Source organism: Alteromonas sp. ABE4_545 (assembly GCF_056161325.1).
Map to the genome: position 1 here is coordinate 65,311 of NZ_JBSWYY010000011.1, position 15,311 is coordinate 80,621.

The 15,311-nt window shown below is 45.9% G+C and carries 15 protein-coding genes; 6 read left to right on the top strand and 9 right to left on the bottom strand.

Annotated elements, in window-relative coordinates; genetic code table 11:
• Window positions 1-41 precede the first annotated feature (41 nt).
• Both cspE and ACXAH6_RS11805 read right to left on the bottom strand, forming a co-directional pair.
• Window positions 42-251, bottom strand: coding sequence for a transcription antiterminator/RNA stability regulator CspE (gene cspE / locus ACXAH6_RS11800; protein ID WP_474877058.1), 210 nt, complete (start codon window positions 249-251; stop codon window positions 42-44).
• A 515-nt stretch (window positions 252-766) separates the two neighbouring features.
• A complete protein-coding gene (locus tag ACXAH6_RS11805; protein ID WP_474877059.1) occupies window positions 767-1,705 on the bottom strand; it encodes an AEC family transporter in 939 nt (312 codons plus the stop codon).
• A 96-nt stretch (window positions 1,706-1,801) separates the two neighbouring features.
• Here ACXAH6_RS11805 and ACXAH6_RS11810 point away from each other — a divergent pair, with 96 nt between their 5' ends.
• The gene (locus ACXAH6_RS11810) at window positions 1,802-2,683 is read left to right on the top strand and encodes a LysR family transcriptional regulator (protein ID WP_474877061.1); all 882 of its coding nucleotides are present in this window, start codon (window positions 1,802-1,804) and stop codon (window positions 2,681-2,683) included.
• Window positions 2,684-2,690: 7 nt separating this feature from the next.
• Here ACXAH6_RS11810 and ACXAH6_RS11815 read toward each other — a convergent pair whose 3' ends face one another.
• The 4 genes from ACXAH6_RS11815 to ACXAH6_RS11830 all read right to left on the bottom strand — a co-directional run bounded on the left by ACXAH6_RS11815 (window position 2,691) and on the right by ACXAH6_RS11830 (window position 6,529).
• A complete protein-coding gene (locus tag ACXAH6_RS11815) occupies window positions 2,691-3,959 on the bottom strand; it encodes a GGDEF domain-containing protein (protein WP_474877063.1) in 1,269 nt (422 codons plus the stop codon).
• A gap of 226 nt (window positions 3,960-4,185) precedes the next feature.
• Entirely contained in the window at window positions 4,186-5,400 is a 1,215-nt protein-coding gene (locus ACXAH6_RS11820; protein ID WP_474877065.1) for an MFS transporter, read from the bottom strand.
• Between the two features lie 140 nt (window positions 5,401-5,540).
• Window positions 5,541-5,879, bottom strand: a complete 339-nt coding sequence (locus ACXAH6_RS11825; protein ID WP_474877067.1) for an FKBP-type peptidyl-prolyl cis-trans isomerase — start codon at window positions 5,877-5,879, stop codon at window positions 5,541-5,543.
• 53 nt (window positions 5,880-5,932) lie between these two features.
• A complete protein-coding gene (locus tag ACXAH6_RS11830) occupies window positions 5,933-6,529 on the bottom strand; it encodes a LysE/ArgO family amino acid transporter (protein ID WP_474877069.1) in 597 nt (198 codons plus the stop codon).
• Between the two features lie 49 nt (window positions 6,530-6,578).
• On the opposite strand from ACXAH6_RS11830, the gene ACXAH6_RS11835 reads away from it, so the two are divergent.
• From ACXAH6_RS11835 to ACXAH6_RS11855, 5 genes are all read left to right on the top strand, one after another.
• Window positions 6,579-7,493, top strand: coding sequence for a LysR family transcriptional regulator ArgP (locus ACXAH6_RS11835; RefSeq protein ID WP_474877071.1), 915 nt, complete (start codon window positions 6,579-6,581; stop codon window positions 7,491-7,493).
• A 346-nt stretch (window positions 7,494-7,839) separates the two neighbouring features.
• The gene (locus ACXAH6_RS11840) at window positions 7,840-8,994 is read left to right on the top strand and encodes an NAD(P) transhydrogenase subunit alpha (RefSeq protein WP_474877073.1); all 1,155 of its coding nucleotides are present in this window, start codon (window positions 7,840-7,842) and stop codon (window positions 8,992-8,994) included.
• A gap of 2 nt (window positions 8,995-8,996) precedes the next feature.
• Complete coding sequence (locus tag ACXAH6_RS11845; protein ID WP_474877075.1) at window positions 8,997-9,281, top strand: NAD(P) transhydrogenase subunit alpha part 2; 285 nt, start codon at window positions 8,997-8,999, stop codon at window positions 9,279-9,281.
• A 27-nt stretch (window positions 9,282-9,308) separates the two neighbouring features.
• Entirely contained in the window at window positions 9,309-10,682 is a 1,374-nt protein-coding gene (locus ACXAH6_RS11850) for an NAD(P)(+) transhydrogenase (Re/Si-specific) subunit beta (RefSeq protein WP_474877154.1), read from the top strand.
• Between the two features lie 154 nt (window positions 10,683-10,836).
• Window positions 10,837-12,540, top strand: a complete 1,704-nt coding sequence (locus ACXAH6_RS11855; RefSeq protein ID WP_474877076.1) for a class I SAM-dependent methyltransferase — start codon at window positions 10,837-10,839, stop codon at window positions 12,538-12,540.
• Window positions 12,541-12,563: 23 nt separating this feature from the next.
• Here the strand turns inward: ACXAH6_RS11855 and ACXAH6_RS11860 are convergent, their stop codons facing one another.
• From ACXAH6_RS11860 to ACXAH6_RS11870, 3 genes are all read right to left on the bottom strand, one after another.
• Window positions 12,564-14,063: a carotenoid oxygenase family protein gene (locus ACXAH6_RS11860; RefSeq protein WP_474877077.1), complete on the bottom strand. Its 1,500-nt coding sequence runs from the start codon at window positions 14,061-14,063 to the stop codon at window positions 12,564-12,566.
• Entirely contained in the window at window positions 14,063-14,479 is a 417-nt protein-coding gene (locus ACXAH6_RS11865; protein WP_474877079.1) for a DUF2141 domain-containing protein, read from the bottom strand. Before ACXAH6_RS11865 ends, ACXAH6_RS11860 begins: the two co-directional genes overlap by 1 nt.
• A 99-nt stretch (window positions 14,480-14,578) precedes the next feature.
• On the bottom strand, window positions 14,579-15,271 hold the full coding sequence (locus ACXAH6_RS11870; protein ID WP_474877080.1) for a helix-turn-helix transcriptional regulator: 693 nt from the start codon (window positions 15,269-15,271) through the stop codon (window positions 14,579-14,581).
• Window positions 15,272-15,311 lie beyond the last annotated feature (40 nt).

Below are 15,311 nucleotides of genomic sequence, written 5' to 3' on the forward strand. Positions count from 1 at the left end.
TCAAACGCCGCAGGCGCAAAAATGCGCCTGCGTAGAACAGCTTAAAGTACTACTACTTCAGAAGCTTGAGGGCCTTTTTGACCTTGTTCTACTACGAATTCTACGTTTTGACCTTCAGTCAAAGTGCGGAAGCCTTCAGATTTGATTGCACGGAAGTGTACAAACACGTCTTTGCCGCCGTCTGCTTGAGTGATAAAACCGAAACCTTTAGTTTCGTCGAACCATTTTACTGTACCAGTAGATTTAGACATGGATAACTCCAAAAATAATTAAATTGTTTTTACGCGTTATGCGCAATGTATTGCATTGAAGGGCTATCTTTTGTTTAGCTGGCTTAGATCTGTAACGGTCTAAATGTAAATCACTGGAAGAGACTAACAATGGACGAACGGAAGGAGCATTAGTAAATATCAATAGTACCCTTTAAAGGCGGGCGGATATTAACACTCTTTTTACCTCGCCGCCAGTTTGTTTTTTGAGCTTTTTGCCTGTTTGGTGGAATTGCTATCGGTTTGTAGATAAATGGTACTAGCTTCTAGCTTTCCAAATACCTATGTAGAAATGTAATGTCAGGGCAGACCTTCAATTGTTTGCTTTGGCAAACATTACGGGGTTGGAGTTGAGGTTTTTGTTTGTTCTGGTAAACATATTGAGTTGGGAGACTCGCTCAGCAGAAATACACACTACTTCAACCAAACTGGTGTGTTTATACTCTCAATCTTCAGTTGAGAGCTATCGCGGGGCGCTTGACGAGGCTTGTTAAGTTTCACGGAGCAAACAACAGCATGATAATCGCTAAGGTAATAGGCGATAGCAATGTTGATAAAAATATACTTTCTGAAGTAATAGCTGGTTCCTGCCTATAATATTCTGCCAGCATAAATGGGCCTGTCCCTGTGGGTAACGCCGCGAGTAATACAGCGCAATAGGTTAAATTTTCTGGAAGCGAAAAACACCAAGTCGCTAGCCCTATGACGAGTGCAGGGTGAATGATTAACTTGGTTAACACGAGGTAGATGCTTTTTTTCGTCACCAGCACTGACGTACTTTTTTGCCCACCAAGAAATAATCCAATGGTAACCAAAGCGCAGGGGGCGGCGGCCGCGCCGAGTATATGGAATGGGGTATTGATTATGTTCGGTATTGTAAAACCGGTGAGTGGAAAAAAGCTTGTGCACAATGGCGCCAAGACGATGGGGTTTTTCAACAGCTTTAACGCAATGTTTAAGGTTAGCTGCCATCGCGGGGCTTTGGCTTGGCAACTCATTTCCAATAACAAGATGGCTAAGGCAAATAAAATGCACACCGTGATGAGAGTCGCAATTAATACCAGAGGCTTGGCGCTGTCTCCGGCCACGGCTAACAGTAACGGAAACCCCATAAAGCCGGTGTTGGCATAACTGGCGTTCAGCCCATCAATAGTGGCGTTCGACAACGATGTTTGCCCGTTATGGTTCAGAGCAATGGTGAGTACGAAAAGTAATAATGTGGCGATAAAAAACAGCGAGATAAAATCGGGTAACCAAAGTGCTTTCCATTGTGCATTGGCCACAGTGTCGAATAGCAAAGCTGGTAGCGCGAGGATTACAACAAACTTATTTAGTTCTACTGTGGTTGCGTCACTCACCCATTGCATACGGCGTATCGTCCAGCCACATAATATGAGTGCAAAAATCGGCGTGATGATGGTGAGCGTGGTTGGCACATTAAGTCCTGTTTGAGTGAAGGGGCTTTACAGTAATGTGGAATTTCGATACGTTCAAATGCATATTAAAGCACTGCTTAATACCTTTTTTGAATCATGTATCATTTTCGCCAGTTACAGTACTTTGTTGTGGTTGCCGAGACCTTGCATGTCGGCAGGGCCGCAGAACTATTGCATATCACCCAACCGCCGTTGAGCCGTCAAATCGCATTGCTTGAAAAGTCGCTCGGGGTAACACTTTTCAAACGACATCCTAAGGGCGTGTCATTAACGCCAGCCGGGCAACAGTTTTATGACGATGCAAAACGTATTTTGCGCACCGCAGAACAGGCTAGCGTTAATGCAAGGCTTGTGTATGAAGGTAAGTTAGGGGCATTGAATATCGGTTTTATGATGCACGCTGCCTTTAATATTGTGCCGGGGATTACACGAAAATTTATGCGTGACTTTCCTAAAGTGTCGTTGCGATTACAGGAGGTGCTGCCCAGTCAGTTGGTTAACAGTGTACAAAAAGGGGAGTTTGATGGAGCAATTATGCTTAAGCCTAGCGTGCCGGTCGGGATGGTGGCGCTGGATATCTGCTCTGAAAAATTGTGCCACGCAGTTCACAGAGCGCACCCTTTATCTCAGGAACCGCGAGTAACCGCGGCTATGTTGTCTGCATTTCCTTTTATTGCTACGCCATTTAACGTTGCGCCAGCATTGCGTGAAGCCATTGAAGGTTATTGTCGGAGTGCTGACTTTGTACCTGAAGTGGTGTTGGAAACCCAATTACAACAAACCATTGTCACGCTGGTGGCGGAAGACTTGGGGGTGGCATTAGTACCTGAACCGATACAAAAGTTACAACATGAGAACGTTAAATTTATTCCATTAGCTAACGCCCCTGAAGTGGATTATGCAATGATTTGGCGCAGCGACAATGAAAACCCGGCTTTAAAAGCGTTTGTAGACATTGCTAAATCTATGTGTACATGATTAGTTGCTAACTCGGTTGTGCGTTTTCACTGTCACTTTCACTCTCAAGCGTTACCTGATTACGCCCATTGAGCTTAGACTGATACAGAGCTTTGTCGGCACGCATTAGAATTGCGTTTTCGTCGTCGCCGTCGTCGTAGGTACTAATACCAAGGCTGACAGTAAACTTGGGAATATTTTCTTTTTCAAGCGCCGCTATTCTTGTTCTGATTCGCTCACCCACTGATTGAGCCTGTACTAGCGACTGTTGCGGCAAGAGCACGGCAAATTCCTCGCCTCCCATTCTAAATAAGAAATCAGATTGTCTTAGGCAAACGCTTAGTTCGTCGACAAAACAACGAAGCACTTCATCGCCAGTGTGGTGACCATATTGGTCGTTAATATTTTTGAAGTGGTCGATATCGAGCATGATGATAGAAAAAGAAACGCCACGCTGCGCTAGGTCGAGAGAAACTTGAATTTGTTCTTCCCATTTATGGCGATTATAAGCACCAGTTAATTTATCTCGTGTGGCCAGCATAATGAGTTGCTTTTCGACTTCTAACCGGCCAGCCATCTCGTCTGACAAACGGCGCATCATTTTTTGTAGGTCTACTTCTAACTCACCGAGTTCGTCTTGTGGTTTGTATTTTTCAGCCTTTTGAGAGGCGATTTGAATTGGCGTGCCAGATTCAATTGAGTCGTGAATGCTTTCTACCTGCTGATGAATTTTGAGAATTCTTAACCGTATAATTTGAATGATATAAATGGTTAAAAATAAGCCTATTACTAACGCTGCAATCCCTAGCAAACTATTGACGTAAAGAAACTCTTGCTCGTGTTTTTCTGTGTAGTGAGCGGCTTCTTGGGTAACGGCTTCTATCTCCGCTAATATCGCGTTCATACTGGCATCGAGTGAACGGGCGACGAGTTCAATGTCTTGCCATTCCGATTCTGTCACTTCACTTTCGTCAATAATAACCTCTAGGTGTTTTTCAAAGTTATTACTTATTTGGTGGAATGAGGCTATTTCAGCTAATAAGGCTTGATGTTCGAGGAGTTCAAAGCGAATTTTATGGCGCTCAATGTTTTTAGAAATGAGGGTGGTGGCCCCATTTAGCAGCTGTACTAATTCCTGTTTGCGGTCAGAAAATTGTTGCTTGGGGTCAATTGTCATTTCTCCAAACCCACCTAACCGACGAAATTGCTCCATAAAAATGTGCTGCTTGAGTTGCAACATTTCGGCTTGGCCCATCATATCATTGAGCGGGATATCGACTTCGGCCACTTCCTTCATTTCGTAGTCAATTAGTCGAAGCTTATAAATGGAGAAAATAATCACCACGAAAAGAAACGAAAGTAGCACAACAAAAAGGCTACCAATCTTTCTGTTTAGCGATGCGTTAAGCCAATGAAGCATAGGAATTATTACTGCCAGTAAAGTTTAACAAAAACGGGAATTATAGATGATTCTTGTGCATTTTAGAGCGTTTTTTTCGATATTGATACCCTTGGAACGGCCGTTAATCAGGCCTGCTTTGCTGAGGCTGGGCAGATATTGTTTTTAAGTTTCGCAACGACTTAAACCACACCGCGCTCATGCCTACAACACCAAAAGCCATAATGCCTCCAAGTAGTGCTCCCGCTACTGGGCCGATAAGAGCGGTGACTGAGCCTGCTCGAAAATCACCAAGCTCGTTTGATGAGGCAATAAATAGAGAGTTAAGCGCGCTCACTCTTCCACGTAAGTTGTCGGGAGTAAGAATTTGTACCACTGAGCTTCTGATCACCACGCTTATCATGTCTGAACCGCCATAAATAAACAGCGCAATACAGGCGATGAGTACGGTGTCGGATAGCGCGAACAAAATGATTGATGAGGCAAAGATGGTGAGCGCGATAAACAGTAATCTACCATTGCGCTGAATGGCTTTTTTACGTCGGGTAATGGTTAGCCCAACCAGTGTTGCACCTATGGCTGGCATGGCACGCAGTAGCCCTAGTGTTTCTGGTCCGGCGTGAAGAACATCGCTTACGAATACGGGTAAAATGGCCATGACGCTGCCACACAGTACAATCATTAAATCGATAGCCATACTGCCTAATACGGCGTTGTTCTGGCGTAAGTACACCACGCCGCCGAGCAAATCTTGAAGGCTAAATGTGCGGTCTGATTTTACGGTGACTTCGGGTAACATCCAAAAGCCCGACACGGTGAATACACCCAATGCCAAGAGCAACCAATAGAGTTGCACGTCTAGTGCGGCTAATAATATGCCAGCAATAAAAGGGCCGATGGTTAATGCCATATTCCATGCTGAACTCATGAGGGCCACAGCCCGGTTTAAATGCTCTGTAGGAACAATATTCGGCAGCATCGACTGAATAGCCGGCGCAAAAAACGCGCGGCCAACGCCCAGTACCATCAAAGCCATATACAAATACCACTTGTTTAACTCGGGTTGTGCCATAGTAATGGCCACAGCGAGTAAAACAGCTAGCTGGGAAATAGCCGCGCCGATAAGAATTTTACGGCGGGAGAAATTATCGGCCACCCAGCCAGTGAACAGAGACAGGGTGAGTACTGGAATGATTTGGAACAGGCCAATAAGCGCAAGGTCAAAGGCGTTACCCGTGGCTTGATACAAATGCCAGCCGATAGAAACCGACATGGTAGAGCCAATCAAGGTGGTCGCAATGCGTCCGAGTAATAATCCTAACAGTGCTTTTGACCACATAGGCGCTGGGTAATCCGTATAAAGGAGAAGGCACTCGGTTAAAGAGCGCCTAAAAACGCACTATGTTACTGCGATGTCAGACATAGCGCCATTCTGATCATCGATACTATTTAACGCTATATCTGATAATGAGTGTGAGATTAGTCGTCTCTGTTTAGCGCTTCGATTAACTCAATTTCGAAATACAAATCGCTGTTAGGCGGGATTTTGCCAACTTGCCGTTCGCCATACCCCAGTTCGGCCGGCACCCATAATTTGCGTTTACCACCTTCTTTCATGCCTTGAATGCCTAAAAACCAGCCTTTAATCACTTTTTTCTGTGATAACACGGTTTGAAATGGGCGGCCTTTTTCATAGGAAGAGTCGAACTCAGTGCCGTCTTCTAACTGTCCGCGATAATGTGCCGTGATCAACGCGCCTTTTTTGACTTCTTTGCCGTCGCCAATCTCGATATCTTCAAATTTGATTTCGTCAGTCATGGTTATTCTCGTTTACTGTAACTCGTGGGGCGAATGGTAACCCAAACAAGGCGTTACCCCAATGCTAAATTCACCGCAATTCCACCCAGCAATAGGGCGATAACGCTATCGAACATTTGCCAACGACGAGGCGAGTTGAGCCAAATTTTTAATTTTGGAGCTAACGCGGTCAGGCTAGAAAACCACACCAACGAAGCGGCACAGGCGCCCACCATAAATATCACGGGGCTAGGTTGCTGATTAGCCACGCCACCAATTAAAAAGACCGTGTCTAAATAAACGTGGGGGTTCAGTAGCGTGATAGCGAGCGCCGTTAGAGCGGTTTTCGACGCGCTTTGTACCGGCATGCTGTTATCTACTTGTAAGCCTGTTCCTCCGGCCCACACACGTTGTGCCGCTTGCCAAGCTAGCCATAATAGTAGTGCAACCCCTAGCCAAGTTAATACCGGTACTAAAGGTGGAATAAGTACTTGTACGTGTTTAACTGCGAAAACGCCAAGGGCAATCAACAAGCAATCACACAAAATACAAACGGTGGCGATCACCACGCGGTTTGCCCCCGCCATACTTTGGCTCAATACCCAGATATTTTGCGCACCAATGGCCACAATTAAACTTAACCCTACGCCAAACCCTAATAAAAAAGTCACTTCTGTTCTCGTTTGCTAATGATCTTGCTGCGCAGTTTACGGTCGAGGTATGATTAATCAAACGAATGTATTTTATGCTGTATTAATTAAATTCATGATTGATTATCGATTATTAGATGCGTTGTCGGCTGTGGTCAGTAAAGGTGGCTTTGAAAAAGCGGCCCAAGCTTTGTTTTTAACCCAATCGGCAGTAAGCCATAGAATTAAACAGCTGGAATCTATAGTGGGTCAGCCAGTGTTGTTGCGCTCGTCTCCGCCTATGCCTACGCCGGTTGGGCAGCGGCTATTGAATCATTTGCAGCAAGTACGGCAAATGGAATCGACCTTAGGGCTGGATGAAACCAGTATTTCTACCATTCGTTTAGCCGTGAATGCTGACTCACTGGCAACATGGTTGCCTCAAGCGTTGGTATTACCTGAGCATCCTCAATTGTGTTTCGACTTTGTGGTAGAAGACCAATCTGTAGGCTTAAAGCGGATGAAACAGGGCGATGTAATGGCGTGTATTTGTGCTAGCAATCAGGCGCTGAATGGGGCTAAGGTCATGCCACTAGGCTCGCTGCGTTATCGGGCAGTCGCAAGCCCAGATTTCATTCAGCGATTTAAGTTAAATCAGGCATTAACAACTCATCTGCCTCATGCACCTTGTTTGGTGTTTAATCAAGACGACCAGTTACAGCATCAGTTCTTACAACATCAATGTGGCATTGCACCGCAAAAAACACATTTGTGCCCGTCTTCAGAGGGGTTTTTACGTGGTGTGTTAGCTGGGTTGGGTTATGGCTTGTTGCCCGAATTACAAATGCAGCCTTACCTCGACAATGGGCAATTGGTCGACCTCAAAGCAAATTACTTTATGGATACACCGTTATTCTGGCATTACTGGCAAAGTGAAAGTGCGTTAATGGCCCAACTGAGGGAACAAATTACACTCACCGCGCAATCGGCACTGCATCAAATGTAATGGCGGCAATAATGGTTAACTATTCACCAAAGTTATGTCTTTAGGTTACTACCTTCGAGGTACTACCAGTGTTGAATAGGTTGATCGCTCAAGGTCTTATTCCTTAAAGTACAAAAGTCGAAACCACTCTATTCACTCCCCGTGATAGCCTCTTTTCTGAGCAACTCTCCAGCATAACTCATTTGTTAATTTAATGTTTATAACTGCTGATGAATAACGAAAATACCTCACTTTGGGGTCGTTCGTTTCAAATAACAACTTTAAAGTATCTAGTTCTACGCTTGTTGTAGCCAAGGCTGCACTTGGTTTGGCATGCTCTGGCCTGCCGGAACGTGAGGAGAACAATGTGAAATTATTAGTGTTGAATGAGGCGCTGCAATTTGAAGGGGTGGCAGCGGAAAGACGCTGTGCGGTATCTCCGACATCGGTAGCTCGCCTGACACGCATGGGGTTGTCGGTATACATGCAAGAGGGCGCTGGCGTTCGCTCTGGTTATGACGATAAGGTTTATCAGTCACAGGGCGCAGAAATCGTTAGTGATGTAGATACGCATTTAGCCGAGGCTGACATTGTCGCCATGGTTAATCGTCCTACACAGGAGCAAGTTGCGATACTGAAACCAAGTGCGTTGGTGATCGGGCATATTGACCCGTTTTTTCAGCAGCCATTGGTGACCTCTCTTGCAGAGAAACAGATAACCACTTTGTCAGTGGAAATGATCCCGCGTTCGTCTCGCGCCCAGAAAATGGACGCGTTAAGTTCGCAGGCCAGCTTGGCTGGTTATGTGATGGTGATGCAAGCTGCAACCCATTTACCTAGCATTTTGCCTATGATGATGACGCCGTCTGGCACGATCAAACCTGCCAAGGTGTTTATTATTGGTGCGGGTGTGGCAGGGCTTCAAGCCATTGCAACGGCGAAGCGTTTAGGCGCCAGTGTATTGGCGTACGATACACGGCCTGTGGTCGCTGAACAGGTTGAGTCGCTAGGCGGCAAGTTCTTAAAAATCGATTTGGGCGATACCGGCCAAACCAAAGACGGCTACGCCAGAGAACTCACTGACGAGCAGAAAGCCCGCCAGCAAGAAGCGCAGCGCGATGCGATCGCTGATGCTGATATTGTGATCACAACGGCGCAACTGTTTGGTCGTCGTCCGCCACAACTGATCAACAAAGACACACTCGCGTTGATGAAGCCTGGCAGTGTGGTTGTGGATATGGCAGCACAGTCGGGTGGCAATGTGGAAGGTTCAGTTGCCGGTGAAGTGGCTAAAGTCAATGGCGTAACCGTAATTGGTGTGGGTAACTGGAGCCAGAGCGTGGCGAAAGATGCCACCGATATGTATGCCAATAACCTACTCAATTTAATTGACGAGTTTTTCAACACTGAGTCGAAAGCATTTGAGCTCAATTTAGAAGACGACATTCTCGCCCAAAGTGTGATCACCCATGAGGGTAAGGTCATTAACGAGATGCTGCTTAACGCGTACAAAGGAGCCTAATCATGGACACTATTTACCTTATCTTTATTGTTTTATTGGCTGCTTTTTTGGGCTTTGAATTAATCCGTAAAGTACCTGCAACTCTGCACACGCCGTTGATGTCGGGGTCGAATGCCATTTCTGGTATTACGCTAGTGGGTGCATTAGTGGCGTCGGGTAGTGACAACAGTGTACTGACTACCGTACTGGGCGTAACCGCAGTGGCATTGGCAAGCATCAACGTAGTGGGCGGATACCTGGTGACCGACCGCATGCTTGGCATGTTCAAGAAAAAAGATCAGAAGTAGGGAGGGTGTACAGTGACTTCTATCGCAATGACGATAAACCTCGCCTACGTATTGGCGGCAACTCTGTTTATTGCAGGGCTTAAATTACTCAGTCACCCCGCAACTGCGCGCAAAGGTAACTGGATCTCATCAATTGGTATGTTGGTGGCAGTAGTAGTGACCTTGTTGGATAACCACATTATTAGCTATCACTGGATTTTACTGGGTGTGTTGATTGGCGGCGCTTACGGAGTATGGAAAGCGCGCTCAGTCGAAATGACCCAAATGCCGGAAATGGTTTCGTTATTTAACGGTTTTGGTGGGGCAGCCTCACTGATTCTGGGGTGGGCTACCATCAATGGTATGGATGCATTCACCTTAATGAGTGCTAGCCCATTTGTGTTCATCACACTGTTTTTTACCGTATTGATCGGTGGTGTGACCTTCTCTGGCTCGGTGATTGCGTGGGGTAAACTATCTGGGCGCTTGTCGTCGAAAGCCTTGGTATTTACCGGTTTGCGTGAATTGAGTATTGCTCACTTGGCGGCGTTAGCGGCAGTGGGTTATATGTTTGTAACCCAGCCCGATAATACACTGTGGCTGTATGTATCGATTGCCTTAGCACTGAGCTTCGGGCTGTGGGCAACTATATCAATCGGCGGTGCCGATATGCCGGTGGTCATTGCTTTGCTAAACAGCTACTCAGGTATTGCCGCTACGGCAGCCGGTTTGGCAGTGGGTAATGCGATTTTGATCGTGACAGGTTTGTTGGTAGGTGCGTCGGGGCTTATTCTGACCAACATCATGTGTAAAGCCATGAACCGTTCGTTAATGAATGTATTGCTGTCGGGCTTTTCTAAGCCAGTGGAAATGGGCGAGCAAATTCAAGGCGAAGTTAAGGTGATGTCGGCGCAAGACGCCTTCTATGTGCTTGAAGCGGCCCAAGCTGTGTTGGTTGTGCCGGGTTACGGTATGGCGGTGGCGCAGGCTCAACACGCGGTACGCGAGTTACAGTCTTTACTCGAAGAAAACCACTGTACCGTTGACTACGCCATTCACCCCGTAGCGGGGCGTATGCCGGGGCACATGAACGTGTTACTTGCTGAAGCTGACGTGTCTTACGACCAGCTTTATGAAATGGATGAAGTAAACCCACGAATGGAAAACTACGATGTGGTCATTGTTATTGGTGCGAACGACGTGGTAAACCCAGCAGCAAAAGAAATGCAGGGCAGCCCCATTTACGGTATGCCTGTGATTGAAGTGTATCGCGCGAAAACCGTGTTTGTATTGAAGCGTTCAGCCAATGCAGGTTTTGCAGGGGTAGACAACCCGCTGTTCTTTAAAGAGAACACCCGCATGGTGTTAGGTGACGCGAAAGATACACTGAACAACATTATTCGCGAGTTCAGCGACGACTAAATATAGTTTCTTTATCGATAACCACCCCACTTGTCTTTTAGGCCTGTGGGGTTTGCTTTTTATAACTAGGGTGATCGCTGCGTCGTTCTTGCAACGTTTTCAAATACATGACTAAATGTGTGCTCTGGTGCTTAAACGGAATGACGCCTGCAGTATGAACCACACAATCACTTATTACTCCACCCATGCTGAGCAATTCGCCAAACAATACGAAAGCACGTCGTTTGAACAAGTTCACAAAGAATGGATAAAGGAATTACCTCAAGACGGCGTGGTGTTAGATGTCGGGGCTGGGTCGGGGCGTGATGCACGCTTTATGGCCAGTAAAGGCCTGAGTGTCGTCGCGGTAGAACCAGCAACCGGCATTCGTGAACAAGCGCAAAGTTACAATATTGAACAACACTCCATCCAATGGCTTTCTGACACGTTACCGGAACTGCGCAGCGTATTTGGATTGCAGATTAAGTTTGATTTAATTTTATTGAGTGCTGTGTGGATGCACGTTCCTACTAGCCAGCGCCAACGGGCATTTCGAAAACTCAGTACGTTACTTAAACCCAATGGCAAGCTCATTATTTCTTTGCGTCATGGTCCCTGTGGCGATGAGCGTATTATGTACTCCGTTTCGGCGGATGAAATCGCCTCTTTAGCTCAAGAAAATGGGCTGATATTCCAGTTATTGTCGAATGACGCACAAGAGGATGTACTTGCTCGTAGTGAAGTCACATGGCAAACCGTCATGTGTACCTTGCCCGATGATGGTACAGGGGCTTTTCCCTTATTGCGGAATATAGTGGTAAACGATAATAAATCGTCTACGTATAAATTAGCGTTGTTGCGTTCGCTTTTGCGAATTGCTGAAGGTCATCCTGGCGCAGTGCTGGAGTGCAGCGATAAACATGTAGTTTTGCCACTAGGTCTGGTCGCGTTATATTGGCTTAGACTCTACAAGCCCTTGATCGACGACTACGATATTAGACAAAGTAGCTCTAAATCCAAAGGCTTGGGGTTTGTTAAAGCCTCGGGCTGGAAGCGATTGACAGAGTTGAAAAAGCAAGATTTTACTATTGGTGCTATGTATTTGGATGATACTTTGGCCTTGCCGCTATTCCAGACGTTAAAAGATATCTGTGTCACTATTCGGGATATGCCTGCAAAGTACATTACTTTGCCCCATTCTGATAAGGCTGTTTTCGATGTTGAAACTTACAAAATGGCAAAGCCTAAATCGGGTTTTGTGCTTGATAGTGAGTTTTTTTCTGGATTTGGTCGCTTTGTCGTACCGCGGCATGTCTGGGAGTCATTATCGGGATTCAGTGTATGGATTGAGCCTGCGCTGGTCAATGAATGGGCGAACTTGATGCAGAGCTATCAAGTCAACAAACAACAACACTCTGAGAAAACCTACTATTTAAAGGCCTTACAGTGGGAAAGCGCTCAACGCACAACAGTTCGAGTGAGAGAAAGAGTGGATAGCCTACTCAATAATGAACAAGTGTGTTGTTGCTGGTCAGGAGCAACAATAAAGCGCTCGCGTTATGCTATCGATCACGCATTTCCTTTTTCTCGTTGGCCGAATAATGATTTATGGAATTTGTTACCTGCAACTGTCAAAGTGAATGCTGAGAAATCAGATAAGCTACCCACAAATTTAAAATTGTCTGACTGCCGTGCTTTGATTATTCACTGGTGGCAGCAAGGTTGGGATGGCAATCAACAAGAGTTTTTTACCCAAGCGAATCTAGCCTTACCTAATTTGTCTCCAAAAAATCGAAATTACGACGACGTGTTTGAAGCCTTTGCTTTGCAGCGTAATAGAATAAGGCATATTCAACAACTGAGAGAGTGGGGGGCCTAATGTACCCAAACAGTCAAGTAGAGCTAAATCACCGCACCATGAAAGCCCAACGGCATATATGTATCTAGCTTTGTCCAAGCAACAGGGCCATCGCCGATATGCTCTGCGTCGAATACCATGCAGTAGGTAGCGCCTTCTTTAAAGTTCAGCGCGGTATTAACCAGATAACCTTGCCCTTGTTGACTTCCGGTAGGGATGAAAAGTGGTTCTTCAGCAATGAAATCTGGCCCTAGGTTATGGCTGTCGACCGATCCTGTCGACGTATTCACACTAGCGATGCAGTTAAATTCGGAGTGTGTTGTTTCTGCTGAGGCGTGCACACCATACTGAACTTGCGTCTTTTTGCCAGTAAAGCGACTATCAAATTGCACGAATTCCATGAGTGTGGATGAATTATCCAGCCTTGCGGTTTGGCTACGTAAATCAATTATAATTTGTGCGGCAGTACTGCGATCATGGTCTTTGGTGTGATCAATTAATTCATCCATCACACTATTGAGCATTACATCGGCATTGTTGTACCAGCAGGCGTTGATCACCAAAGTGTTATTTTGCTGCCACGCATTGCCAAAATGGAACACAAAACCTGCATCAAACGGTATTTGGGCAACGGTAGTGAGTGAATTTTTGTCGATGACGAGCAGTTGTCCTTGCTGATCGTCTTGCCATTTCATCATGTCGATAAAGGTTTCTCCCGCCCCTTTTTTGAGCGGTGGGAAATAGAAAATTAGGTGATTGTCGGTCACGGCAAAATCGTGCACGTAACTTTTAGGCGCAGATACAACCTTGTATTGAAGCAATGCGCCATTGGCGTTTAATTGATATATGACCATAGCCGATTGGCCAAATACCGATAAATCGCCAAAGTTCCATATGTGACCAAATCGGTCGGTATGTGGGTGGGCTGAAAAAGGCATACCGTCTAATTCGGTGTTAAATGACACTTGCCCGTTGGTTTGTAGCGAAGATGGTTGCATTTTGTAAGGCATACCGGCTTCCCATAACGCCCATAGCTCATCGTTAACAGGTAACAAAGCAATATTGGCGGTGTTAACGCTTTCTGAGCTTTTCATTGGTCTGCTATTGGCAATGACAGAGCCTGCGCCATTATACAAAAAGCGGCCTGCGCGACTTTCTGCTTCAAATTTTTTCGTTCTTACAAAGCGGCCAGAATGAGTTAACCCCTGCTTTTCAAAGGCATAACGATGTACAAAGCCGTCGCCGTCAAACCAGTGCGTGTAGCGCTGTTCACCTAGTACTGCGCGGGCAGGGCCGTTACGATAAAATTGCTTACCGACAAGGTCGGCAGGAAGCGTGCCTTGCCATGCAAAATGCCTAGGCGCAATGTCGTCTGAAAGCCCTTCCCAACCGCGTAAAATAGGGTGTTTGGTTAACTCACGTTTAAACCGCAAGTAGTAAGATTCGGCCTTTTCGCCAAGGGCATTGAAACTCAAGCTGGGGGTTATTGCTCCTAAGCTTAATAGCCCTAACCCTTTTAAAAACTCACGGCGTTCCATCATCATTACTCCATATTGATCGTTAACGACACATCGGTTTCAGCAACAGTAAATGCGATATCACTGAATTGCGGCGGGCCCATTAAATACGGATTGGTACTAAAGCCGTAAGGTTCGGTGGGAATACCCATTAAATTGGTGTTGAGGTTGTGATTATTATCGAGATCTTGAAACACCATTACGCCATACTCACCGGCGGGCAGGTCGGCCAAAATGGTGGTTTGCTGTGCTTTATACACCCGAATGATCAGGCTTTGCATTGCTTGTTTTTGTTGCATGGCCGATGCGGAATCATACAGAGCAATATAGAGTTCACCGGATGTGTGGGTTAACTCATCAAAAGTAATGGTGACATTTGCGGCCGAAGCGTTAGCACAACAACACACAGCCAATAGCGGTGCGAGGGGGAAGCGTGATTTCATGATGTTCTCCTTTATCAGATGAACTCACTTTATCCTTGCTCTGTATTGAGCACTTGTGCCAAAAGTCACTATTTTGCTCTGGAGAACAATATTTGTGATTTATTGTGAATCTTCTTGCTCTACTTGTTTTAAATAGGTCGCTAGGCATTTGTTTTTTTCATCGCGGAATCGCTCTGGGCACACGGTAAAATGCGAAATGCGCTCTAGCCGGAAATTCCTGAAGTCTTGACGTAATTCACACCAACCCGCGAGTAACCAAATGGGACTAAATGAAATAAGGGCCAATGGCCGAATGCGGCGGTGAGTATTGTTTTCACTCAAATCTTGATAGTTAAAGGTAACGTATTGCTTGCGGCGAATGCACTCACGTACCTCTGTGAAATTGACCTGCCACGGAATTTTATATCGACTGGGTGCTGAAAAAGTACTGATTTGTGTTAGCTCTTGGATCAGTGACGCAGACAATGTCGCTTGTATTTTTTGGTAAGCACTCTGTGCTTTACGAGCAAACTCACTGTCTGTCCAGTTACTTACCATGCCAATACCAAGCGCAATGGCTTCTATTTCATCAGCGTCAAACATGATGGGTGGCAAGTGGTACTGCTTGTCAATAACATAGCCGATACCAGCTTCGCCAGAGATAGGCGTACCAGTATCGGTCAAATCTTGAATATCGCGATAGATGGTTCGCACACTCACTTCAAAAGTCCTCGCGAGGGTTTCTGCGGTAACAGCCTGATGCATGCGCCTTAAGTAGTGCACGATTTGATTGAGTCTTTCAGCCTTGCGCATAAGTGTGGTGTCTGTAGTTGGCTTTTTTTGTCGCGTATGA